The organism is Streptomyces sp. NPDC041814 (genome assembly GCF_055590565.1).
The window spans coordinates 22,579-44,747 of the sequence record NZ_JBVJAM010000006.1 but is presented as its reverse complement, the minus strand read 5'-3'; the positions used below and the strand labels follow the sequence as shown (position 1 = coordinate 44,747).

The window sequence follows — 22,169 nt, the reverse complement described above, 5'->3', positions numbered from 1 at the left end:
TGATCAGACCGCCCTCATCAGCAGGGTCGCGGCGATGAGAACCGCCGTACCGCCGAACATCGAGACCGCGTAGGAGCGGGCGTAGCCGTTCTGCAGCTTGCGCAGCCGGCCGGAGAGCCCGCCCATGGAAGCGGCCGTGCCGTTGACGACGCCGTCGACCAGGGTGTGGTCGACGTAGACCAGGGAGCGGGTCAGGTGCTCGCCGCCGCGGACCAGGACCACGTGGTTGAAGTCGTCCTGGAGGAGATCGCGGCGCGCGGCCCGGGTGACCAGCGAGCCGCGCGGGGCGGCCACCGGCACCGGCTTGCGGCCGTACATCGCCCAGGCGATGGCGACCCCGATGACGAGCGCCACCATGGTGGCCGCGGTGACGGTGGACGCGCCGATCGGGGCGTCTCCGTGGTCGTGGCCGGTGACGGGCTCCAGCCAGTGCAGGAAGCGGTCGCCGATCGAGAAGAAGCCACCGGCGAAGACCGAGCCGAAGGCCAGCACGATCATCGGGATCGTCATGGATTTCGGGGACTCGTGCGGGTGGGGCTCCGCGTGCTCGCCGCGCGTCTCGGCGGCGGGCTCGACGTCCGGCGCGTCCGGCGACGGCGTCGCCGTGCGGCGCCAGCGCTCCTCGCCGAAGAAGGTCATCAGCATCACGCGCGTCATGTAGAACGCGGTGATCGCGGCGCCGAGCAGGGCCACCGAGCCGAGGATCCAGCCCTCGGTGCCGCCCTTGGCGAACGCCGCCTCGATGATCTTGTCCTTGGAGAAGAAGCCGGAGAGGCCGGGGAAGCCGATGATGGCGAGATAGCCGAGGCCGAAGGTGATGAAGGTGACCGGCATGTACTTCCGCAGGCCGCCGAACTTCCGCATGTCCACCTCGTCGTTCATGCCGTGCATGACCGACCCGGCGCCGAGGAAGAGCCCGGCCTTGAAGAAGCCGTGCGTCACCAGGTGCATGATCGCGAAGACGTAGCCGATGGGGCCGAGCCCGGCGGCCAGGATCATGTAGCCGATCTGCGACATCGTGGAGCCGGCGAGGGCCTTCTTGATGTCGTCCTTCGCGCAACCGACGATCGCACCGAACAGCAGCGTGACCGCGCCGACCACCACGACGACCATCTGGGCGTCCGGCGCGGCGTTGAAGATCGCACCGGAGCGGACGATCAGGTAGACACCGGCGGTGACCATGGTCGCGGCGTGGATGAGGGCGGATACCGGGGTCGGGCCCTCCATCGCGTCGCCGAGCCAGGACTGCAACGGCACCTGGGCGGACTTGCCGCAGGCGGCGAGCAGCAGCATCAGGCCGATCGCCGTCAGCTTGCCCTCGCTCGTCTCGCCGGTCGCCTCCAGGACGGGGCCGTACGCGAACGTGCCGAAGGTGGTGAACATCAGCATGATCGCGATCGACAGGCCCATGTCGCCGACGCGGTTGACCAGGAACGCCTTCTTCGCGGCGGTCGCCGCGCTGGGCTTGTGCTGCCAGAAGCCGATGAGCAGGTACGAGGCGAGGCCGACGCCCTCCCAGCCGACGTACAGCAGCAGGTAGTTGTCGGCGATGACCAGGATCAGCATCGCCGCCAGGAACAGGTTCAGGTAGCCGAAGAAGCGGCGCCGGCGCTCGTCGTGCTCCATGTAGCCGATCGAGTAGATGTGGATCAGCGTGCCCACACCGGTGATCAGCAGGACGAAGGTCATCGACAGCTGGTCGAGCTGGAAGGCCACATCGGCCTGGAAGCCCTCGACCGGGATCCAGCTGAACAGCTTCTGGTGCAGCGCCCGGTCCTCGGCGCCCTTCCCCAGCATGTCGGTGAAGAGCACCACGGCCACGACGAACGAGGCGGCGGCGAGCAGGGTGCCGAGCCAGTGCCCGGCGTGGTCGAGGCGGCGGCCGCCGCACAGCAGCACCGCCGCTCCGAGCAGGGGCGCCGCGACGAGCAGCGCAATCAGGTTCTCCACAGTGCAAACGCCCCTTACAGCTTCATCAGGCTGGCGTCATCGACCGAGGCCGAGTGGCGGGAACGGAACAGCGACACGATGATCGCGAGCCCGACCACGACCTCCGCGGCGGCGACGACCATCGTGAAGAAGGCGATGATCTGGCCGTCGAGATTGCCGTGCATCCGGGAGAAGGTCACGAACGCGAGGTTGCAGGCGTTGAGCATCAGCTCGACGCACATGAACACCACGATCGCGTTCCGCCGGATCAGGACCCCGGCCGCGCCGATGGTGAACAGCAGGGCGGCGAGATAGAGGTAGTTGACCGGATTCACTTGGCGACCTCCTCTTCTTCGGTGTCCCGGCCCAGCCGCTCACCGGAGCGCTGCTCCAGTGCCTTGAGGCCGGCCAGTGATTCCTGGGACACGTCACGCATCTGGCCGCGCTTGCGCAGCGTGCTCATGACGGTCAGCTCGGACGGGGTGCCGTCGGGGAGCAGGCCCGCGATGTCCACCGCGTTGTGCCGGGCGTAGACGCCGGGGGCGGGCAGCGGCGGGAGGTGGTTGCTCCGCACGCGGTCCTCGGACATCTCCCGCTGGGTCTTCGCCCGTTCGGTGCGCTCGCGGTGCGTGAGCACCATCGCGCCGACCGTCGCGGTGATCAGCAGGGCGCCGGTGATCTCGAAGGCGAAGACGTACTTGGTGAAGATGAGGCTGGCGAGCCCCTCCACGTTTCCGCCGTGCGCGGTGTTGGCGGTGCCCAGGCCGTTGAAGCTCTTGAGCGAGGCGTTGCCGATACCGGCGATCAGCAGGACGCCGAAGCCGATGCCGCATCCGGCGGCCAGCCAGCGCTGGCCCTTGATGGTCTCCTTCAGCGAGTCCGCCGCCGTGACGCCGACGAGCATGACCACGAAGAGGAACAGCATCATGATCGCGCCGGTGTAGACGACGATCTGGACGATGCCGAGGAAGTACGCGCCGTTGGCGAGGTAGAACACCGCGAGGATGATCATCGTCCCGGCGAGGCTCAGCGCGCTGTGCACGGCCTTCTTCATGAGCACGGTGGACAGGGCGCCGATCACGGCGACCGTGCCGAGCACCCAGAACTGGAACGCCTCGCCGGTCGAGGTCTGCGAGGCCGCTGCGGCCAGGCCGGTCATGCGTCCACCTCCTGAGCCGCGCCGTTGCTCCGGTCCTCGTCGGACGGCTTCTCGCCCTTGGAGACGGCGAGCTGGCGCTCCGTACCGGGGGCGGCCTCGGTCACCAGACCCCGGTAGTAGTCCTGTTCGTCCATGCCGGGGAAGATCGCGTGCGGGCTGTCGACCATGCCTTCCTCCAGGCCCGCGAGCAGCTCGTCCTTGGTGTAGATGAGGCTTTCGCGGGTGGTGTTGGCGAGCTCGAACTCGTTGGTCATCGTGAGCGCCCGGGTCGGGCACGCCTCGATGCACAGTCCGCAGAGGATGCAGCGCGCGTAGTTGATCTGGTATACGCGGCCGTAGCGCTCGCCCGGGGAGTAGCGCTCCTCGGGGGTGTTGTCCGCGCCCTCCACGTAGATCGCGTCGGCGGGACAGGCCCAGGCGCACAGCTCGCAGCCGACGCACTTCTCCAGCCCGTCCGGATGGCGGTTGAGCTGGTGGCGGCCGTGGAAGCGGGGCGCCGTCACCTTCGGCGTCTCCGGATACTGCTCGGTGAGCCGCTTCTTGAACATGGCCTTGAAGGTCACGCCGAAGCCGGCCACCGGGTTGAGGAACTTGTCCTCCGAGTTCGGGGAGGGCTGCGAGGACGCCGTCGACCCCGTCGGCCCGGTGGACTTCGCCGGCCTCTTGGACCCCGGCAGATCTGGCAGTTCAGGCACCGTCGGCCTCCTTTCCGTCACTCGGATTTCCGTCACTCTGAGTATCCACGCCGCCACTGACAACGAGCTCCCGCTCGCGGCGCGGCCTGCGCCTCGGCACGGGCGGCAGGGTCTGCCCGGGCAGCGGTGGCACCGGGAATCCGCCCGCCATCGGGTCGAACGCCGGCTCGGGGCCGGCCTGTTCGGCGGCGGCCTTCTCCTTCTTGTCGCGGAAGATGTCGGCGACGAAGGAGATCAGCAGCACCGCGATCACGGCACCGGCCACGTAGAGCAGGATCCTGGAGAAGTCGTAGCCCTCGTTGCGCAGCGCCCGTACGGTCGCGACCAGCATCAGCCAGACGACGGAGACCGGGATCAGGACCTTCCAGCCGAGCTTCATCAGCTGGTCGTAGCGGACGCGGGGCAGCGTGCCGCGCAGCCAGATGAAGAAGAACAGCAGCAGCTGGACCTTGAGGACGAACCAGAGCATCGGCCACCAGCCGTGGTTCGCACCCTCCCAGAAGGTGCTGATCGGCCACGGGGCCCGCCAGCCGCCCAGGAACAGGGTCGTGGAGACGGCGGAGACGGTGACCATGTTGACGTACTCGGCCAGCATGAACATCGCGAACTTGATGGACGAGTACTCGGTGTTGAAACCGCCGACGAGGTCGCCCTCGGACTCCGGCATGTCGAACGGGGCCCGGTTGGTCTCGCCGACCATCGTGACGATGTAGATGATGAAGGAGACCGGCAGCAGGATGATGAACCAGCGGTCCTGCTGCGCCTCCACGATCTTCGATGTCGACATCGACCCGGAGTAGAGGAACACCGAGGCGAACGCGGCGCCCATCGCGATCTCGTACGAGATCATCTGCGCGCAGGACCGGAGCCCGCCGAGCAGCGGGTACGTCGACCCGGACGACCAGCCGGCCAGCACGATGCCGTAGATGCCGACCGAGGCGACCGCGAGGATGTACAGCATCGCGATCGGCAGGTCGGTGAGCTGCATCGCCGTACGGTGCCCGAAGATCGAGACCTCGTTGTCCGAGGGCCCGAACGGGATCACCGCGATGGCCATGAACGCGGGGATCGCGGCGACGATCGGGGCGAGGACGTAGACGACCTTGTCCGCGCGCTTGACGATGACGTCTTCCTTCAGCATCAGCTTGATGCCGTCGGCGAGCGACTGGAGCATGCCCCAGGGGCCGTGCCGGTTGGGGCCGATGCGCAGCTGCATCCAGGCGACGACCTTGCGCTCCCACACGATGGAGAAGAGCACGGTCACCATCAGGAACGCGAAGCAGAAGACGGCCTTGATGACGACGAGCCACCAGGGGTCGTTGCCGAACATCGACAGGTCCTCGGCGGCGAGCACCGCACCGTGCGGTGCCGCGGCCAGTTGAGCGAAGGCGGTCACGCCCGCACCTCCGGTGTGACGTCGGGAGTACCGGCAGCGGCGGGGCCGATCCGGACCAGGCCGCCGGGGCGGGCCCCGGTCGTGGCCGGCACGCCCCGCCCGGCCGAGTTCAGCGGCACCCAGACCACGCGGTCCGGCATGTCGGTGACCCGGAGCGGGAGTTCGACGCTGCCGGCCGGGCCGGACACCGCCAGCAGGTCGCCGTCCTTGACCCCGCTCTCCGCGGCCGTGGCGGCCGACAGCCGGGCCACCGCCTCGTGCCGGGTCCCGGCGAGCGCGGTGTCGCCCTCCTGGAGGCGGCCCAGGTCGAGCAGCATGCGGTGGCCGGCGAGGATCGCCTCGCCGTCGCCGGGCCGGGGCAGCGGCTGGGCGGAGACGCGGGGGTCGTCCGCGTACCCGCCCTGCCAGCCGCCGAGGCGGTCCAGCTCGCGGCGGGCGGCCTTCAGGTCCGGCAGCGCGAAGTGCACGTCCATGGCGTCGGCCAGCATGTGCAGGACGCGGGCGTCGCCCGGGGCGAGGTTCCGCGTCATCTGGTCGGGCTTCAGCGCGGCCTCGAACATCCGCGCCCGGCCCTCCCAGTTGAGGAAGGTCCCGGACTTCTCGGCGACCGCGGCCACCGGGAACACCACGTCGGCGCGGTCGGTGACCTCGCTCGGGCGGAGCTCGAAGGAGACCAGGAAGCCGACCCGGTCCAGGGCCTCCAGGGCCCGCGCCGGGTCCGGCAGGTCCTCGGTGCCCACCCCGGCGACGACCAGCGCGCCCAGCTCACCGGAGGCCGCGGCCTCGATGATCTGGCCGGTGTCGCGGCCGAAGCGGGACGGGAGTTCGGCGACGCCCCACACGGCGGCGACCTCGTCCCGGGCGCGCGGGTCGGTGGCCGGGCGGCCGCCGGGCAGCAGCGACGGGAGCGCGCCCGCCTCCACCGCGCCGCGTTCGCCCGCCCGGCGCGGGATCCACACCAGCCGGGCCCCGGTCGCGGTCGCGGCCCGGACCGCGGCGGTCAGCCCGCCGGGCACCCCGGCCAGCCGCTCGCCGACCACGATCAGCGCGCCCTCACCGCGCAGCGCCTCGGCCGCGGCGGCGCCTTCGCCCTCCAGGCCGACACCGCCCGCGATGGCGTCCAGCCACTCGGTCTCGGTGCCGGGCGCGGCGGGAAGCAGTACGCCGCCCGCCTTCGCCAGGCCCCGGGTGGCGTGCGAGGCGACGGAGAAGGTGCGCTGGCCGCTCTTGCGGTGGGCCTTGCGCAGCCGCAGGAAGACCCCGGGGGCCTCCTCCTCCGACTCGAACCCGACCAGCAGCACGGTCGGCGCCTTCTCCAGCGCGGTGTACGTGACCCCGCTGCCGTCCAGGTCCTTGCCGCGCCCGGCGACGCGCGAGGCCAGGAAGTCGGCCTCCTCGTCGCTGTGGACCCGGGCCCGGAAGTCGATGTCGTTGGTGTCCAGGGCGATCCGCGCGAACTTGCTGTACGCGTACGCGTCCTCGACGGTCAGCCGGCCGCCGGTGAGGACGCCGGTCCGGCCGCGCGCGGCGGACAGCCCCTCGGCCGCCGCCGCCAGGGCCTCGGGCCAGCTCGCCGGTTCCAGCTCACCGGACTCGCCCCGGACGAGCGGGGTGGTGAGCCGGTCGCGCTGCTGGGCGTAGCGGAAGCCGAAGCGGCCCTTGTCGCACAGCCATTCCTCGTTGACCTCGGGGTCGTTGGCCGCGAGGCGGCGCATGACCTTGCCGCGCCGGTGGTCGGTGCGGGTGGCGCAGCCGCCGGCGCAGTGCTCGCACACGGAGGGCGTCGACACCAGGTCGAAGGGGCGGGAGCGGAATCGGTACGCCGCCGAGGTCAGCGCCCCGACCGGGCAGATCTGGATGGTGTTCCCGGAGAAGTACGACTGGAACGGGTCGCCCTCGCCGATGCCGACCTGCTGGAGCGCGCCGCGCTCGATCAGCTCGATCATCGGGTCGCCCGCGACCTGGTTGGAGAAGCGGGTGCAGCGCGCGCAGAGCACGCAGCGCTCACGGTCCAGCAGCACCTGGGTGGAGATCGGGACGGGCTTCTCGTACGTCCGCTTCCTGCCGTCGAACCGGGAGTCCGGGTCGCCGTGCGACATCGCCTGGTTCTGGAGCGGGCACTCGCCGCCCTTGTCGCAGACCGGGCAGTCCAGCGGGTGGTTGATGAGCAGCAGCTCCATCACACCGCGCTGCGCCTTGTCGGCGACGGGCGAGGTGATCTGCGACTTGACGACCATGCCGTCGGTACAGGTGATGGTGCAGGACGCCATCGGCTTGCGCTGGCCCTCGACCTCGACGATGCACTGGCGGCAGGCGCCGGCCGGGTCGAGGAGGGGGTGGTCGCAGAACCGGGGGATCTCGATGCCGAGGAGTTCGGCGGCGCGGATGACCAGGGTGCCCTTGGGCACGCTGATCTCGATGCCGTCGATGGTCAGCGTGACCAGGTCCTCGGGCGGGATCGCCGCTTCGCCGCCCCCGGAGGGCGCACTCGTGGTGACTGTCATGCGTTCACCCCCTGGTGAGCGTTCTTGTCGTCGGCCCAGAGGGTCGACTTGGCGGGATCGAAGGGGCAGCCCTTGCCGGTGATGTGCTGCTCGTACTCCTCGCGGAAGTACTTCAGCGAGGAGAAGATCGGCGAGGCGGCGCCGTCGCCGAGGGCGCAGAACGACTTGCCGTTGATGTTGTCGGCGATGTCGTTGAGCTTGTCGAGGTCGGACATCCGGCCCTTGCCGGCCTCGATGTCCCGGAGCAGCTGGACGAGCCAGTAGGTGCCCTCGCGGCAGGGGGTGCACTTGCCGCAGGACTCGTGCGCGTAGAACTCGGTCCAGCGGGTGACGGCCCGCACCACGCAGGTCGTCTCGTCGAAGCACTGGAGCGCCTTGGTGCCGAGCATGGACCCGGCCGCGCCGACGCCCTCGTAGTCGAGGGGCACGTCGAGGTGTTCGTCGGTGAACATCGGCGTGGAGGAGCCGCCGGGGGTCCAGAACTTGAGGCGGTGGCCGGGGCGCATGCCGCCGCTCATGTCGAGGAGCTGGCGCAGCGTGATGCCGAGCGGCGCCTCGTACTGGCCGGGGCCCGCGACATGGCCGCTGAGCGAGTAGAGCGTGAAGCCCGGGGACTTCTCGCTGCCCATCGACTTGAACCAGTCCTTGCCCTTGTTCAGGATCGCGGGAACCGAGGCGATGGACTCGACGTTGTTCACCACAGTGGGGCAGGCGTACAGACCGGCGACCGCGGGGAAGGGGGGTCGCAGCCGGGGCTGGCCGCGCCGTCCTTCGAGAGAGTCGAGCAGCGCGGTTTCCTCACCACAGATGTACGCACCGGCGCCCGCGTGCACCGTGAGTTCCAGATCGAGCCCCGAGCCCAGGATGTTCGTCCCCAGGTAGCCCGCCTCGTACGCCTCCCGGACGGCCTCGTGCAACCGTCGCAGCACGGGGACGACCTCACCGCGCAAGTAGATGAACGCGTGCGACGACCGGATCGCGTAACAGGCGATCACGATGCCCTCGATGAGGCTGTGCGGGTTGGCGAAGAGGAGCGGGATGTCCTTGCAGGTCCCCGGCTCCGACTCGTCGGCGTTGACGACGAGATAGTGAGGCTTGCCGTCGCCCTGCGGGATGAACTGCCACTTCATCCCGGTGGGGAAGCCGGCGCCGCCGCGTCCGCGCAGACCGGAGTCCTTGACGTACGCGATGAGGTCGTCCGGGGACATGGTGAGGGCCTTGCGCAGTCCCTCGTAGCCCTCGTGGCGGCGGTAGGTGTCCAGGGTCCAGGACTCCGGCTGGTCCCAGAACGCGGACAGGACGGGCGCGAGCAGCTTCTCGGGGCTGGTCCCGTTCTGATCGATCTCGGTGGCCAACGTCATCACTCCCCCTCCTCGGCCGCGGGTCCTGCCGGGTGGTCCGGGTCGGATGCCGAGGTCTGCTGCGGCGCGTCATGCGAGCTGAGGTGCTCGGCGCCCTTCTGCGGCTGGTCGCTGGGCGCCTCGCCGCGCGGGCTGATGACGCGGGCCTGCGGTGCGGCCTCGCCCTTGGCCAGCTTGAGGCCGATGAGCGAGGCGTGGCCGGCGCCGCCGGTGGCCGCGACGGCGCCGGGGCGCTCGTCGGGGAAGCCGGCGAGGATGCGCGCGGTCTCCTTGTACGTGCACAGGGGCGCGCCGCGGGTGGGCTCGACGGTGCGGCCGGCGATGAGGTCGTCCACCAGCTGGGTGGCGCTCTCCGGCGTCTGGTTGTCGAAGAACTCCCAGTTGACCATCACGACGGGCGCGAAGTCGCAGGCGGCGTTGCACTCGATGTGTTCGAGGGTGACCTTGCCGTCCTCGGTCGTCTCGTCGTTGCCGACGCCGAGATGCTCCTTGAGCCGGTCGAAGATCGCGTCGCCGCCCATCACCGCGCAGAGCGTGTTGGTGCAGACGCCGACCTGGTAGTCGCCGCTGGGCCTGCGCCGGTACATCGTGTAGAAGGTGGCGACCGCGGTGACCTCGGCGGTGGTGAGGTCGAGCATCTCGGCGCAGAAGGCCATGCCCGTACGCGAGACGTACCCCTCCTCGGACTGCACGAGGTGCAGCAGCGGCAGCAGCGCGGAGCGGCTGCCGGGGTAGCGGGCGATCACCTCCTTCGCATCCGCTTCGAGCCTGGCGCGCACCTCGGCCGGGTAGGCGGGGGCGGGGAGCTGCGGCATCCCCAGACTGACTTCCTGACGTGCTTCGGTCACCGGTCGACGCCTCCCATCACGGGGTCGATGGATGCGACGGCGACGATGACGTCGGCGACCTGGCCGCCCTCGCACATCGCCGCCATGGCCTGGAGGTTGGTGAAGGACGGGTCCCGGAAGTGGACCCGGTAGGGGCGGGTCCCGCCGTCCGAGACGACGTGCACGCCGAGCTCGCCCTTGGGCGACTCGACGGCGGTGTACGCCTGTCCGACGGGGACCCGGAAGCCCTCGGTCACCAGCTTGAAGTGGTGGATCAGGGCCTCCATGGAGGTGCCCATGATCTTCTTGATGTGGTCCAGCGAGTTGCCCAGGCCGTCCGGGCCGAGCGCGAGCTGCGCGGGCCAGGCGATCTTCTTGTCGGCGACCATGACCGGTCCGGGTTCGAGCCGGTCGATGCACTGCTCGATGATCCGCAGCGACTGGCGCATCTCCTCCAGGCGGATGAGGAAGCGGCCGTAGGCGTCGCAGCTGTCGGCGGTGGGGACCTCGAAGTCGTAGGTCTCGTAGCCGCAGTACGGGTCGGTCTTGCGCAGGTCGTGCGGGAGGCCCGCCGAGCGCAGGATCGGGCCGGTGGCTCCGAGGGCCATGCAGCCGGTGAGGTCGAGGTAGCCGACGTCCCGCATGCGGGCCTTGAAGATGGGGTTGCCGGTGGCGAGCGCGTCGTACTCCGGCAGGTTCTTCTTCATGGTCTTCACGAACTCGCGCAGCTGGTCGACCGCGCCCGGGGGCAGGTCCTGGGCGAGGCCGCCGGGGCGGATGAACGCGTGGTTCATGCGGAGCCCGGTGATCAGCTCGAAGAGGTCGAGCACCAGCTCCCGGTCGCGGAAGCCGTAGATCATGATCGTGGTGGCGCCGAGCTCCATGCCGCCGGTGGCGATGCACACCAGGTGCGAGGAGAGCCGGTTGAGCTCCATCAGGAGCACGCGCAGGACGGTGGCCCGGTCGGGGATCTGGTCCTCGATGCCGAGCAGCTTCTCGACGCCGAGGCAGTAGGCCGTCTCGTTGAAGAACGGCGTCAGGTAGTCCATGCGCGTGACGAAGGTGGTGCCCTGCGTCCAGCTGCGGAATTCGAGGTTCTTCTCGATTCCGGTGTGGAGGTAGCCGATGCCGCAGCGGGCCTCGGTGACGGTCTCGCCGTCGATCTCCAGGATGAGCCGGAGCACGCCGTGCGTGGACGGGTGCTGCGGGCCCATGTTGACGATGATGCGCTCGTCGTCGGAGGCGGCGGCGTTCTCGACGATCTCGTCCCAGTCGCCGCCGGTGACCGTATATACGGTCCCCTCGGTGGTGGCGCGGGGCGTCGCGTGGGGAGTGGTCATCAGGAGTACGACCTCCGCTGGTCCGGAGCCGGGATCTGGGCGCCCTTGTACTCGACGGCGATGCCGCCGAGCGGGTAGTCCTTGCGCTGCGGGAAGCCCTGCCAGTCGTCCGGCATCATGATCCGGGTGAGGGCGGGGTGCCCGTCGAAGACGAGCCCGAAGAAGTCGTACGCCTCGCGCTCGTGCCAGTCGTTGGTCGGGTAGACCGGGACCAGCGAGGGCAGGTGCCGGTCGTCGTCCGGCGTGGAGACCTCAAGGCGGATCAGCCGGCCGTGCGTGATCGAGCGCAGGTGGTAGACCGCGTGCAGCTCGCGGCCCTTGTCGCCGGGGAAGTGGACGCCGCTGACGCCGGTGCACAGCTCGAAGCGGAGCGCCGGGTCGTCGCGCAGGGTCCTGGCGACGGTGACCAGGTGCTCGCGGGCGATGTGGAAGGTGAGCTCGTTCCGGTCGACCACCGTCTTCTCGATGGCGTTCTCCGGGAGGAGGTCCTGCTCCTCCAGGGCGCCTTCGAGCTCGTCGGCGACTTCGTCGAACCAGCCGCCGTAGGGGCGGGAGGAGGCGCCGGGGAGGGCGACCGTACGGACGAGGCCGCCGTAGCCGGAGGTGTCGCCGCCGTTGTTGGCGCCGAACATGCCCTTCCGTACGCCGATGACCTCGCCGTGCTCGTCGCGCGGGGCCGGGACGGCGGAGCCGTTGTGCTCGTCGCTCATCGCAGGAGCCCCTTCATCTCGATGAGGGGCAGGGCGTTGAGCGCCGCTTCCTCCGCCTCGCGCGCGGCTTCCTCGGCGTTGACCCCGAGCTTGGAGCCCTGGATCTTCTGGTGCAGCTTGAGGATCGCGTCCATCAGCATCTCGGGCCGCGGCGGGCAGCCCGGCAAATAAATATCAACCGGGACAATGTGATCGACACCCTGAACAATGGCGTAATTGTTGAACATTCCGCCCGACGATGCGCAAACCCCCATGGAGATGACCCACTTGGGGTTCGGCATCTGGTCGTAGACCTGCCGCAGGACGGGCGCCATCTTCTGGCTCACCCGCCCGGCCACGATCATCAGGTCCGCCTGCCGCGGCGAACCGCGGAAGACCTCCATGCCGAAACGGGCCAGGTCGTAACGGCCCGCCCCGGTGGTCATCATCTCGATGGCGCAACAGGCGAGGCCGAAGGTCGCCGGGAAGACGGAGGACTTCCGCACCCAGCCGGCCGCCTGCTCGACGGTGGTCAGAACGAAGCCGCTCGGCAGCTTCTCTTCGAGTCCCATGGTGTGCCCCTCAGCCCCTCAGTCCCATTCCAGACCGCCGCGCCGCCACACATACGCGTAGGCGACGAAGACGGTGAGCACGAAGAGCAGCATCTCCACGAGCCCGAAGATCCCCAGGGCGTCGAAGGTGACCGCCCAGGGATAGAGGAAGACGATCTCGATGTCGAAGACGATGAAGAGCATCGCCGTCAGGTAGTACTTGATGGGAAAGCGGCCGCCTCCGGCCGGCGTGGGTGTCGGTTCGATACCGCACTCGTACGCTTCGAGCTTTGCCCGGTTGTACCGCTTGGGGCCGATAAGCGTGGCCATGACCACGGAGAAGATCGCAAACCCTGCCCCGAGGGCGCCGAGCACGAGGATGGGCGCGTAGGCATTCACGCTCCTCGCTCCTTCCAGTCGTCCTTGACCGTTGGACCGCATCGGGCGAACCGGCTCCCCGCCTCACCAAGATCGTGCACATGTGAGGCAGTTCACAAGCCCGACTGCCCCGCATCCTATGCCCGCCGTCCTGTGATCTGCGACACGGGGGTCACCAACGTCTTTGTGATCTCCGCCACCTGACGAACGATCATGAAGTCGGATGAGCGGTGATCTTCGTACACGAAGCGGCCGAGTGATCACGAGAGGTGACATCTACTGCCGTTCTCGCTGGTCAAAGGGGTGCCGCACTATCAAGCCCCGGCGCTGCGCGCAAAATTGGCGATGGACGCGATGGGGTGATAAAGGGATCTGCCCCACTCTGGGGGCCGCGAGGGCCGGATGACCGAATGGGGTGACCGGAAGCGGGTCCGGGCCGGGGTCACTCGCGCGAGGGTTCACACGGAACGAAGTGGACGCGGAAACCGTCGCTTTCCGCGCCGGACCCTCGTATGCCCGTCACAGCAAGACCATACTGTGAGCTGCGTCACTCCACATCAGCCGTTACAGAAGCGGGCTTGGCCAACAGTGTGAACGAGTGGTAAGCGAGGGGCAATTCGGGCGTATTACAGAAAACCCATGATCACAGCCATGATCGCGACTGCCCGATTTGCCCGTTACGGCGTCAATAAGGGCCGCCAGAAAGCGGATTCACAGATTCCGGACGTAACTGTGTCGCAACACACGTTTCTTGATGGGACCCCGGGCGCCCTGATAGCGCTAGTACCCATGTCCCACACCGCTCTCATACCCAGCCACCGGAAGCCCCGCCGGAACGCCTCGACGACGGCGCTGCGTGCCGGAGTTGCCGGTGGCGTCCTCAGCACCATCGCGGTCGCGGGTGCCGCGGGCCCGGCCCAGGCCGAACCGGTGACCCAGACGATCGAGATGCCCACCATCACGGCGGGACTCTCCACCACCGTCGCCGCCTCCGCCGAGGCGACGCAGCAGGTCGCCCTGGACCTGGAGACGCAGGCGCAGGAGGACGCGGCGGCCAGCAGCGCCGCCAAGGACGCCAAGAAGGCCAAGGCCGAGGCCGTCCGCAAGGCCGAGGCCAAGAAGAAGGCCGAGGCGGCCGCCAAGGCCAAGGCGGAGGCCGCCGAGCGCGCCTCCCGCGACGCCGCGCGCACCACGCTCCAGAAGACCACCGGCTCCTCGTCGTCCGGCTCCACCAGCGCCGCCACGACCTCGTACTCCTCCAACGCCACCGGCTCCGCGGCCTCCGTCGTCGCGTTCGCCCAGGCGCAGGTCGGCGACGCGTACGTGTCCGGCGGCACCGGCCCCAACTCGTGGGACTGCTCGGGCCTGGTCCAGGCCGCGTTCCGCACCGTGGGCGTCGACCTGCCGCGCGTCTCGCAGAGCCAGTCCACCGCCGGCACCCAGGTCTCGCTGAGCAACCTCCAGCCCGGCGACATCCTGTACTGGGGCAGCGCGGGCAGCGCGTACCACGTCGGGATCTACGTGGGCGGCGGCCAGTTCGTCGGTGCGCAGAACTCCTCCACCGGTGTGGTGCAGCGCCCGCTGGACTACGACATGCCGACCGGCGCGGTCCGCGTCCTCTAGGACCCCATCGCGTTCACGGATTCACAAGCGTGATCCGCACGTCAAGCACACGACGGAGCCGTCACTCCCCCGCTCGGGAGTGACGGCTCCGTCGTTTGTGAACGGGCGCTACGAGCGCGGCGCCACCTTCGCCAGGCCGTTGATGATGCGGTCCATCGCGTCGCCGCCCGCCGGGTCGGTGAGGTTGGCGAGCATCTTCAGCGTGAACTTCATCAGCAGCGGGTGCGTCAGGCCGCGCTGGGTCGCGACCTTCATGACCTTCGGGTTGCCGATCAGCTTCACGAAGGCGCGGCCCATCGTGTAGTAGCCGCCGTAGGTCTCCTTGAGCACCTTCGGGTAGTTGTTCAGCGCCAGTTCCCGCTGCGCGGGGGTCGCTCGGGCGTGCGCCTGCACGATGACGTCGGCCGCGATCTGGCCCGACTCCATGGCGTACGCGATGCCCTCGCCGTTGAACGGGTTGACCATGCCGCCCGCGTCACCGACGAGCAGCAGGCCCTTGGTGTAGTGCGGCTGGCGGTTGAAGGCCATCGGCAGGGCGGCGCCCCGGATGGGCATCGTCATGTTCTCCGGGGTGTAGCCCCAGTCCTCCGGCATGGAGGCGCACCACGCCTTCAGGACCTCGCGCCAGTCCAGCTCCTTGAAGGCGGACGAGGAGTTGAGGATGCCGAGGCCGACGTTGGAGGTGCCGTCGCCCATGCCGAAGATCCAGCCGTAGCCGGGCAGCAGCTTCTCCTGGGGCCCGCGCCGGTCCCACAGCTCCAGCCAGGACTCCAGGTAGTCGTCGTCGTGCCGGGGCGAGGTGAAGTAGGTCCGCACGGCGACGCCCATCGGGCGGTCCTCGCGGCGGTGCAGGCCCATCGCGAGGGAGAGCCGGGTCGAGTTGCCGTCGGCGGCGACGACGAGCGGGGCGTGGAAGGTGACCGGGGTCTTCTCCTCGCCGAGCTTCGCGTGCACCCCGGTGATCCGGCCGGTGCGCTCATCGGTGATCGGGGCGCCGACGTTGCACCGCTCGTACAGCCGGGCGCCGGCCTTCTGCGCGTTCCGGGCCAGCTGCTCGTCGAAGTCGTCGCGCTTCCGGACGAGTCCGTAGTCCGGGTAGGAGGCCAGATCCGGCCAGTCCAGCTGGAGCCGGACGCCGCCGCCGATGATGCGGAGGCCCTTGTTCCGCAGCCAGCCCGCCTCTTCGGAGATGTCGATGCCCATGGCCACGAGCTGCTTGGTGGCGCGCGGGGTGAGGCCGTCGCCGCAGACCTTCTCGCGCGGGAACGCGGTCTTCTCCAGGAGGAGGACGTCGAGTCCGGCCTTGGCCAGGTAGTACGCGGTCGTGGAGCCGGCAGGGCCCGCACCGACGACGATGACGTCCGCGCTGTGTTCGGACAGGGGTTCGGCCACGGTCGGTTCTCCCGAAGACTCGAATTCGCGTGCCGCGCGGCACAGGTCCAAGGCAGTCTATGGGTGCCTGCCGACCAACCCTCCGAAGGGCTGCCTCATGTCAATCGCGCCTGCCGCTCCGCCCGTCGTACAGCTGCGTGTCCCGACCGACGAGGACGCCGTCGCCTGGCACCGGGCCTTCGACGACCCGGAGGTGATGCGGTTCTTCGGCGGGCGGTCCGAGGAGCTGTCCATGTACGAGGAGTGGACCGCGCGTCAGCGCAGACACGACGCCGAACTCGGCTACTGCCTGTGGACCGTGCTCGACGGGGAGGGGCGGGTCATCGGCTTCACGGGCGCGCAGCCGTGGGGGCCGACCGCCTACGGACCGGTGGGCGAGACCGAGATCGGCTGGCGGCTGGCCCGGCCGGCCTGGGGGCTGGGTTACGCGACGGCCGCCGCGCGCCTCACACTGGACCGGCTGCGCGCGGCGGGGGTGGAGCGGGTGGTGGCGGCGGTCGACGTGCTCAACGAGCGGTCCGCGGCGGTGGCCCTGCGCCTCGGCATGGCACCGGCCGAGACCTTCACGACGCCGCGGCCGGGCCAGGAGGTGCGGGTCTTCCGGCTGGAGCTGTGAGCCGTCAGTCGACGTCGTTGAGCATCCAGGTGGACAGGGCGGTGTCGAAGACCTCGCGGGCACCGGCCCAGTCCACGTCCCGCTCGGTGACGTAGATGGCGTATTCGGTGCCGTCCTCGGCGATGTAGCTCTGGTCGATCGCGTGGACCGGCCGACCGCTCTTGTCCTCGTAGGTGTACTCCCACCGGGCGCCCGGACGGCCCTGGAAGGTGTTGGCCGACAGCTGGACCTGCTGGTAGTTCCGCTGGTTGGCGGTGGCGGTCTTCTCCAGGGCCTTGAAGTTCTCGTACGAGGTGTAGGGGGCGTCCGCGATGACCCCGACCTTCAGCAGGCGGGTGTCGCCCGGGGACGCGGCGTAGGTGACCTGGTGGTTCTCCTCGCCCTGGCGCTCCCAGTCGTCCGGCAGGGCGAGCGCGAAGCCCGCGGTGTCGGCGACGACGCTGTAGCCGTCCGGGAGGACGGGCTCCGCCGGGTCGGTGGAGGCGGTCGCCTCCACGGCGGGGGTCTCGGAGGGCGCCTCGCTCGTCCGGTCCTGGGCGGGCGTCGCCCGGTCGCTCTTCCCGCGCTTGCCGTTCTCCGAGGTGCCCGGGTCCTCGTGGCGGTCCATCAGGGCGAGGGCGCCCGCGGTGACCCCGCCGCCGAGGACGAGCGCGGCGGTGAGCGTGGCCCCCCAGACGAGGACGGCCCGCCGGCGCCGGGGCGGGGGCGGCTGCGCGGCGGCCGGGGCGGGGACGTACGGGGCGTGCAGGGTGCTGGTGGGCGGCTCGGCGTCGGGCGCGCCGGTCCCGGCGGCCGCGGACTGCGCGGGCGGGGTGTGCGGGCCCTGGCCCGGCTTCGGGGTGTACGGGCCGGGCGCCGGGCCCTGGCCGGGTACGGGCGTGTAGGGGCCCGGGGCCGGGGTGTAGGGGCCCGGGATGTGCGGGCCCTGGTTCGGCGGGCCGTACGGGCTCGGCGGGGCGGGGTACGCCGGGGAGCCGCCGCCCGGGCCACCGCCGCCCGTCATCCGCGCGAGGTACGGCGCGACGAGCACCGCGCCGCCGACCCACAGCAGCCCGAACAGCAGCGCGTCGGCGACGCTGGGCGAGACGTCCAGGGTGCCCGAGCCGCCGATGTCGGCGACGTTGCCGGAGAACTCGGCGGACAGGCCGCTCATCGCGGTCAGCGCGAGGAAGCCGAGCAGGAACAGGCCGCCGGAGGTGACCTGTTCGCGCCGGTCGGCGGAGCGGCGCCCGGCGAGCAGCCCGACGATGAGCGCGCAGACGAGTCCGGCGGCGAGCGCACCGACGAGCGCCCAGTCGTTGGCCGCGTCGCTCAGCTCACCGAGGCCGAACGAGCCGTGGTCCATACCGGAGCCGATGATGTCCGCCTGCCCCCGCGCGTCGTACTCGACGGAGCCGCCCCAGCTCACCGAGAGCACCATCAGCGCGATGTTGGGCAGCAGCGGCAGGGCCATCAGCAGGGCGGTGCCGTTGACGTCGTCCAGGGTGGCGTACGTGATGTAGCCGATCAGGCCGCAGAGCAGGAGGACGGCACCGAGCGCGCGGACGGCGGTCCCGGCGGCGCGTACGAAGCTCTGCGCGCCCGGCCGCTGGGCCAGCCACGCGGCCGCGACGTCGCGTTGCAGGACGGCGCAGGTGGTGACGAGCGCGATGCCGAGGGCGCCGAGGGCCGCCAGGACCGGTGAGGAGTGGAGCGAGTAGCCCTCGATCTCGGGCTGGGCGTAGAGCCCGAGGACCAGGACCGCGGCTGCGGCCACGACGCTGATCCGGACCGCCGCGTCGAGGCCGCCGCCCTGCCTGCGGACGGCCCGGGCGCCGAGGACGAGGGCGCCGATCCACAGCACGGTGACGGTGAGCGGGATCAGCGAGAGCGTCGTCTGGCTCTGCCCGCCCGGATCGAAGTCGCTGTACGTGTCCCCGTACGGCGAAGCGCCCCCGTATCCGCCGCCGCCCGGCAGGACGGCCTGGACCTCGAAGCCGCCGCCGAATGCCTGGAGCAGCATCGCGAGCGCGATCCGGAGCCGGTCGCTCCACCCGACGACGACGTCGTCCCCCTGTCCGTAGTCGGGGATGGCGAGCGCCACGGCGAGCCCGATGATCAGCCCGGTCGGCCAGACGGCCGCCTTCAGCGAGCCCGCCCAGTCCCCGCGCATCACCCGCCCGAAGAAGATCCCGGCGGGCGAGGGCCCGGTCGGCACCGGCGCGTATCCGGGCGGCGGCGCGGCGGGCCGCGTCATGTAGGCGGGCACCGCGGGCGGTTCGACGCCCGGCGCCCCGGTGGGCGGCGGCGGGGCGGCGGGCTGCGGAGGCGCGGCGGGCGCGGCGGGGCGCTCCCGCCCGCACTTCATGCAGAAACGCGCCTCGTCGGGCGCCTGGGTTCCACAGAAGGGGCAGTACGAGGGCATGAGAGCTCCGCAGCGGTCCGGGGACGGGCGAGACGGTGACACACGGAAACGGGGAAGACGCGTGCCGTATCAACGGACACATCTTCCCCGTCCACCGGTTCCCGTCAACTCGGAATGCCCGCAACCGCTTTCGCGCGGTCCGCGCGTCCCGCCCGGGGCCCGCCGGAGACGTCAGTCGCGCACGCCCCGGTGCAGGGCCACCACGCCGCCCGTGAGGTTGCGCCAGGCGACCCGGGACCAGCCCGCCTGCTGGAGCTTCTTCGCCAGGCCGGGCTGGTCGGGCCAGGCGCGGATGGATTCGGCGAGGTAGACGTAGGCGTCGGGGTTGGAGGAGACCGCGCGGGCGACCGGGGGCAGGGCGCGCATCAGGTATTCCATGTAGACCGTGCGGAACGGGGTCCGGACGGGCTGGGAGAACTCGCAGATGACGACCCGGCCGCCCGGCTTGGTGACGCGGTACAGCTCGCGCAGGGCCGCGTCCGTGTCCTGGACGTTGCGCAGGCCGAAGGAGATGGTCACCGCGTCGAAGGTCTCGTCGCGGAAGGGGAGTTTCGTGGCGTCCCCGGCGGTGAAGGGCAGCCAGGCGTGGCGCTTCTTGCCCTCGCGGAGCATGCCGATGGAGAAGTCACACGGCACGACGTACGCCCCGGTCGCGGCGAACGGCAGCGAGGACGTCGCCGTACCGGCTGCCAGGTCGAGGACCTTCTCGGCGGGCCGCGCGTTCACCGCCTTGGCGACGGCCTTGCGCCACACCCGGTCCTGGCCGAGCGAGAGCACGTCGTTGGTCAGGTCGTAGTTCGCCGCCACGCCGTCGAACATAGAGGCGACTTCGTGCGGCTGCTTGTCCAGGGATGCTCGGGTCACGCACCCCATTCAAGCAGCCCGCCCCGCGCCGGTTCGCGGCGGACGCCCCCGGCGAAAACCCGGCTTCAACCTTTTCCGCCCGACAGCACTCAGTAGTCACGGAGAGACCTCCGCAGAGAACCGGGAAGAACAGGAAAGGGGGCAGATGTTCACGGGAGCCAGCCGGGGTGCCGACGGCTTCGAGGAATTCGCCCGCGCCGGTCAGCACCGGCTCTACCGCACCGCGTATCTGCTCTGCGGGGACGCCGACGCCGCGCGTGACCTGACCCAGACGACGCTGGCCAAGCTGTTCCAGCACTGGCACCGGGTGCGCGCCGCCGACCACCCGGACGCCTACGCCCGGACCGTGCTCACCCGCACCTACATCGCCGAGCGCCGCCGCCGTCTGCGCGACCTCCTCGCCCACACGCCGATCGCCGCGCCCGCCCCGGCGGTGGGCCCCGAGCTCACGGTGACGCTGCTCGCGGTCCTCGCCGAACTGCCGCCCCGCGCCCGGGCGATGGTCGTCCTGCGCTACTGGGAGGACCTGAGCGTGGAGACCGTCGCCGAACTGCTGCGGTGCAGCCCGTCCACCGTCAAGAGCCAGTGCTCGCGCTCGCTGGCCACGCTGCGCGCCCGCCTGGGCGACGCGCACCTCTACACCGCCCGAGGCTGAGGAGTCACGCCGTGTACGTGTTCATGGACCCCGCTCCGGGCGACGAGCCCGGCCGCGACGACGACGAGCTGCTGGTCCGGACCGCCATGGAGCGGGTCACCGACGGGGCGCCGCCGCTGCCCGATCTGGTCCCCGGCGCCCTGGTCCGGGGCCGCCGCCGCCGGGCCCGGGCCCGCGCCGCGATCGGGGCGACGGCGACCGCGATCGTCGGCCTGGGCGTCCTGGGCGCCGCGCTGCCGGTGTGGGGCGGGGACGGGGAGCCGGTACGCCAGTGGTCGGCGGCCTCGCGGACCTCGCCGGTCCCCGGGCCCACGGCCGTGCCGGTCCGGCCCCCCGTGCACATCGAGCCGAGCCCCGGCGAGTCCTCCATGGCGGACCTGCCGGAGGACGAGTTCTCGCGGCAGCGGGTCTTCCAGAACGAGGCGGCGGGGGTGCTGGAAACGCTGCTGCCCAAGGCCCTCGCCCCGATCCGTCCGGTCGACATCGCCGTCAACCGGTACCAGGGCGACACGGACGGCCCGGTCTTCCCCATCACGTTCTCCGTACGCCCGCTGGCCACGGGCAAGGCGGCCCGGGCCGATCGGGCCTGCCTCGATATCGCGGCGAAGGGCCTCCGGTGCGACGAGGTGTCACTGCCAGGGGGCATCATGGCCCAGGCGATCACGGCGGCCGGGAACGCCGAGGGGGGCAAGACGATCACCGGGGTCACTGTGCGCTTCGTGTACGGGCACAGCCGCGTCACGCTCACCGTGGGGGGCGACGCCGACGCGATGGTGTCGGCGCCGGTCACGGCTGACGACCTGCTGGCCGTCGCCCGGGACGCGCAGTTCATCGAAATGGTCGCTTACGCGGACGCACGTCCGATGGAAGCCAGGGAGGGGTCTGTACGTGGGGGCTGAAAGCAGGCGGGGGCGGCACGGCGGCGGCGGGCGCAGACGCGCGCGACGGGCGCGGCGCAGCCGCGTACGGATACTCGCCGCCGTCGCCGTACCGGCGGCGCTGATCGGCGTCGTGGTGGTCCTCGCGCCCCGCTGGGCGGGCGGTGACGAGGCTCCGGCGGCGGCCGCACCCAAGCCCTCGCCCGTCGCCGCGTCCCCCACGCCCTCCCGCACGCCCTCCGCGAAACCCAGCCGGAGCCCGAAGCCGTCCCGGTCGCCCTCCGTGAAGCCCAGCCCCACCCAGGTACGCATCCCGGCCTCCGGCCCCGGCACCTTCACGACCGCCCGCGCCGACGCGTCGTCCTCCGGGCAGTACGCGTACCGCGTCGAGGTCGAGGACGGCACCGGCGTCGATCCGGAGGAGGCGGCGGGCCGGATCGCGGACATCCTCGCCGCGCCGCGCGGCTGGGGGCAGGGCGGGAAGCGCACGTTCCACCGGGTGTCCTCCGGCCCGGCCGGGCTGGTCGTCCGCATCGCGACGGCGGGCACCACGGACCGGATCTGCGGACAGGGCGGGATGAACACGCACGGCGAGGTCAACTGCCGGATCGGCGAGAAGGTGATGGTCAACCTGAAGCGCTGGCAGACGGGTTCGCCCGAGTTCGACGGCCCGCTGAACGACTACCGGGCCCTGATCATCAACCACGAGGTCGGCCACTGGCTCGGCCACGGCCACGAGACCTGCCCCGGCGCGGGCCGCCCCGCCCCCGCGATGATGCAGCAGATCTACGGGCTCAAGGGCTGCGTCGCCAACGCCTGGCCGTACGCCGAAAACGGGGCATACCTGGGCGGCCCCTCGGTGCCGTAACGATTCTCCAAGCGCCCTCTCCGCGAGCTCATATGGATGT

Annotated in this window: 20 protein-coding genes; 5 read left to right on the top strand and 15 right to left on the bottom strand. The window is 70.7% G+C overall.

What is annotated here, in order from left to right; translation table 11 throughout:
- Positions 1-3: 3 nt before the first annotated feature.
- Genes nuoL through ACZ6C6_RS16745 form a run of 12 tightly spaced genes read right to left on the bottom strand, consistent with a single transcriptional unit; the run spans position 4 to position 12,850 of the window.
- Complete coding sequence (gene nuoL, locus ACZ6C6_RS16800) at positions 4-1,950, bottom strand: NADH-quinone oxidoreductase subunit L (RefSeq protein WP_469203430.1); 1,947 nt, start codon at positions 1,948-1,950, stop codon at positions 4-6.
- Positions 1,951-1,964: 14 nt separating this feature from the next.
- A complete protein-coding gene (gene nuoK, locus ACZ6C6_RS16795) occupies positions 1,965-2,264 on the bottom strand; it encodes an NADH-quinone oxidoreductase subunit NuoK (protein ID WP_018101339.1) in 300 nt (99 codons plus the stop codon).
- Positions 2,261-3,088, bottom strand: coding sequence for an NADH-quinone oxidoreductase subunit J (locus ACZ6C6_RS16790; RefSeq protein ID WP_469203428.1), 828 nt, complete (start codon positions 3,086-3,088; stop codon positions 2,261-2,263). Before ACZ6C6_RS16790 ends, nuoK begins: the two co-directional genes overlap by 4 nt.
- On the bottom strand, positions 3,085-3,783 hold the full coding sequence (gene nuoI / locus ACZ6C6_RS16785) for an NADH-quinone oxidoreductase subunit NuoI (protein WP_469203427.1): 699 nt from the start codon (positions 3,781-3,783) through the stop codon (positions 3,085-3,087). The genes ACZ6C6_RS16790 and nuoI overlap by 4 nt, the downstream gene beginning before the upstream one ends.
- The gene (nuoH, locus tag ACZ6C6_RS16780; protein ID WP_469203425.1) at positions 3,776-5,179 is read right to left on the bottom strand and encodes an NADH-quinone oxidoreductase subunit NuoH; all 1,404 of its coding nucleotides are present in this window, start codon (positions 5,177-5,179) and stop codon (positions 3,776-3,778) included. The genes nuoI and nuoH overlap by 8 nt, the downstream gene beginning before the upstream one ends.
- On the bottom strand, positions 5,176-7,683 hold the full coding sequence (locus tag ACZ6C6_RS16775) for an NADH-quinone oxidoreductase subunit G (protein WP_469203423.1): 2,508 nt from the start codon (positions 7,681-7,683) through the stop codon (positions 5,176-5,178). The genes nuoH and ACZ6C6_RS16775 overlap by 4 nt, the downstream gene beginning before the upstream one ends.
- Positions 7,680-9,047 (bottom strand): NADH-quinone oxidoreductase subunit NuoF, encoded by a 1,368-nt coding sequence (gene nuoF / locus ACZ6C6_RS16770; RefSeq protein ID WP_469203421.1) that lies wholly within the window; start codon positions 9,045-9,047, stop codon positions 7,680-7,682. The genes ACZ6C6_RS16775 and nuoF overlap by 4 nt, the downstream gene beginning before the upstream one ends.
- Positions 9,044-9,859, bottom strand: a complete 816-nt coding sequence (nuoE, locus tag ACZ6C6_RS16765) for an NADH-quinone oxidoreductase subunit NuoE (protein WP_469204001.1) — start codon at positions 9,857-9,859, stop codon at positions 9,044-9,046. Before nuoE ends, nuoF begins: the two co-directional genes overlap by 4 nt.
- Before the next feature lie 29 nt (positions 9,860-9,888).
- The gene (locus ACZ6C6_RS16760; RefSeq protein ID WP_469203419.1) at positions 9,889-11,211 is read right to left on the bottom strand and encodes an NADH-quinone oxidoreductase subunit D; all 1,323 of its coding nucleotides are present in this window, start codon (positions 11,209-11,211) and stop codon (positions 9,889-9,891) included.
- Positions 11,211-11,921, bottom strand: a complete 711-nt coding sequence (locus tag ACZ6C6_RS16755; protein WP_469203417.1) for an NADH-quinone oxidoreductase subunit C — start codon at positions 11,919-11,921, stop codon at positions 11,211-11,213. Before ACZ6C6_RS16755 ends, ACZ6C6_RS16760 begins: the two co-directional genes overlap by 1 nt.
- Positions 11,918-12,472, bottom strand: a complete 555-nt coding sequence (locus ACZ6C6_RS16750; protein WP_073964532.1) for a NuoB/complex I 20 kDa subunit family protein — start codon at positions 12,470-12,472, stop codon at positions 11,918-11,920. The genes ACZ6C6_RS16755 and ACZ6C6_RS16750 overlap by 4 nt, the downstream gene beginning before the upstream one ends.
- Positions 12,473-12,490: 18 nt before the next feature.
- The gene (locus tag ACZ6C6_RS16745; RefSeq protein WP_003992243.1) at positions 12,491-12,850 is read right to left on the bottom strand and encodes an NADH-quinone oxidoreductase subunit A; all 360 of its coding nucleotides are present in this window, start codon (positions 12,848-12,850) and stop codon (positions 12,491-12,493) included.
- Positions 12,851-13,618: 768 nt separating this feature from the next.
- Here ACZ6C6_RS16745 and ACZ6C6_RS16740 point away from each other — a divergent pair.
- Entirely contained in the window at positions 13,619-14,452 is an 834-nt protein-coding gene (locus tag ACZ6C6_RS16740; protein WP_469203414.1) for a C40 family peptidase, read from the top strand.
- A gap of 108 nt (positions 14,453-14,560) precedes the next feature.
- Here the strand turns inward: ACZ6C6_RS16740 and ACZ6C6_RS16735 are convergent, their stop codons facing one another.
- Complete coding sequence (locus tag ACZ6C6_RS16735) at positions 14,561-15,844, bottom strand: geranylgeranyl reductase family protein (RefSeq protein WP_469203410.1); 1,284 nt, start codon at positions 15,842-15,844, stop codon at positions 14,561-14,563.
- 97 nt (positions 15,845-15,941) lie between these two features.
- Here ACZ6C6_RS16735 and ACZ6C6_RS16730 point away from each other — a divergent pair, with 97 nt between their 5' ends.
- Positions 15,942-16,460: a GNAT family N-acetyltransferase gene (locus tag ACZ6C6_RS16730; protein ID WP_469203407.1), complete on the top strand. Its 519-nt coding sequence runs from the start codon at positions 15,942-15,944 to the stop codon at positions 16,458-16,460.
- Positions 16,461-16,464: 4 nt separating this feature from the next.
- On the opposite strand, the gene ACZ6C6_RS16725 is transcribed toward ACZ6C6_RS16730, so the two are convergent.
- The gene (locus ACZ6C6_RS16725; protein WP_469203405.1) at positions 16,465-18,864 is read right to left on the bottom strand and encodes a zinc ribbon domain-containing protein; all 2,400 of its coding nucleotides are present in this window, start codon (positions 18,862-18,864) and stop codon (positions 16,465-16,467) included.
- A gap of 171 nt (positions 18,865-19,035) precedes the next feature.
- Positions 19,036-19,728 carry a demethylmenaquinone methyltransferase gene (locus ACZ6C6_RS16720; protein WP_469203403.1) on the bottom strand — a complete coding sequence of 231 codons (693 nt, stop codon included), beginning with the start codon at positions 19,726-19,728 and terminating at the stop codon, positions 19,036-19,038.
- A 145-nt stretch (positions 19,729-19,873) separates the two neighbouring features.
- On the opposite strand from ACZ6C6_RS16720, the gene ACZ6C6_RS16715 reads away from it, so the two are divergent.
- The 3 genes from ACZ6C6_RS16715 (at position 19,874) to ACZ6C6_RS16705 (ending at position 22,129) form a co-directional block, all read left to right on the top strand.
- Entirely contained in the window at positions 19,874-20,383 is a 510-nt protein-coding gene (locus tag ACZ6C6_RS16715; RefSeq protein ID WP_469203401.1) for a SigE family RNA polymerase sigma factor, read from the top strand.
- Positions 20,384-20,394: 11 nt separating this feature from the next.
- A complete protein-coding gene (locus tag ACZ6C6_RS16710) occupies positions 20,395-21,282 on the top strand; it encodes a hypothetical protein (RefSeq protein WP_469203399.1) in 888 nt (295 codons plus the stop codon).
- Between the two features lie 112 nt (positions 21,283-21,394).
- Positions 21,395-22,129 (top strand): DUF3152 domain-containing protein, encoded by a 735-nt coding sequence (locus ACZ6C6_RS16705; protein ID WP_469203999.1) that lies wholly within the window; start codon positions 21,395-21,397, stop codon positions 22,127-22,129.
- The last annotated feature ends 40 nt before the right edge of the window (positions 22,130-22,169 follow it).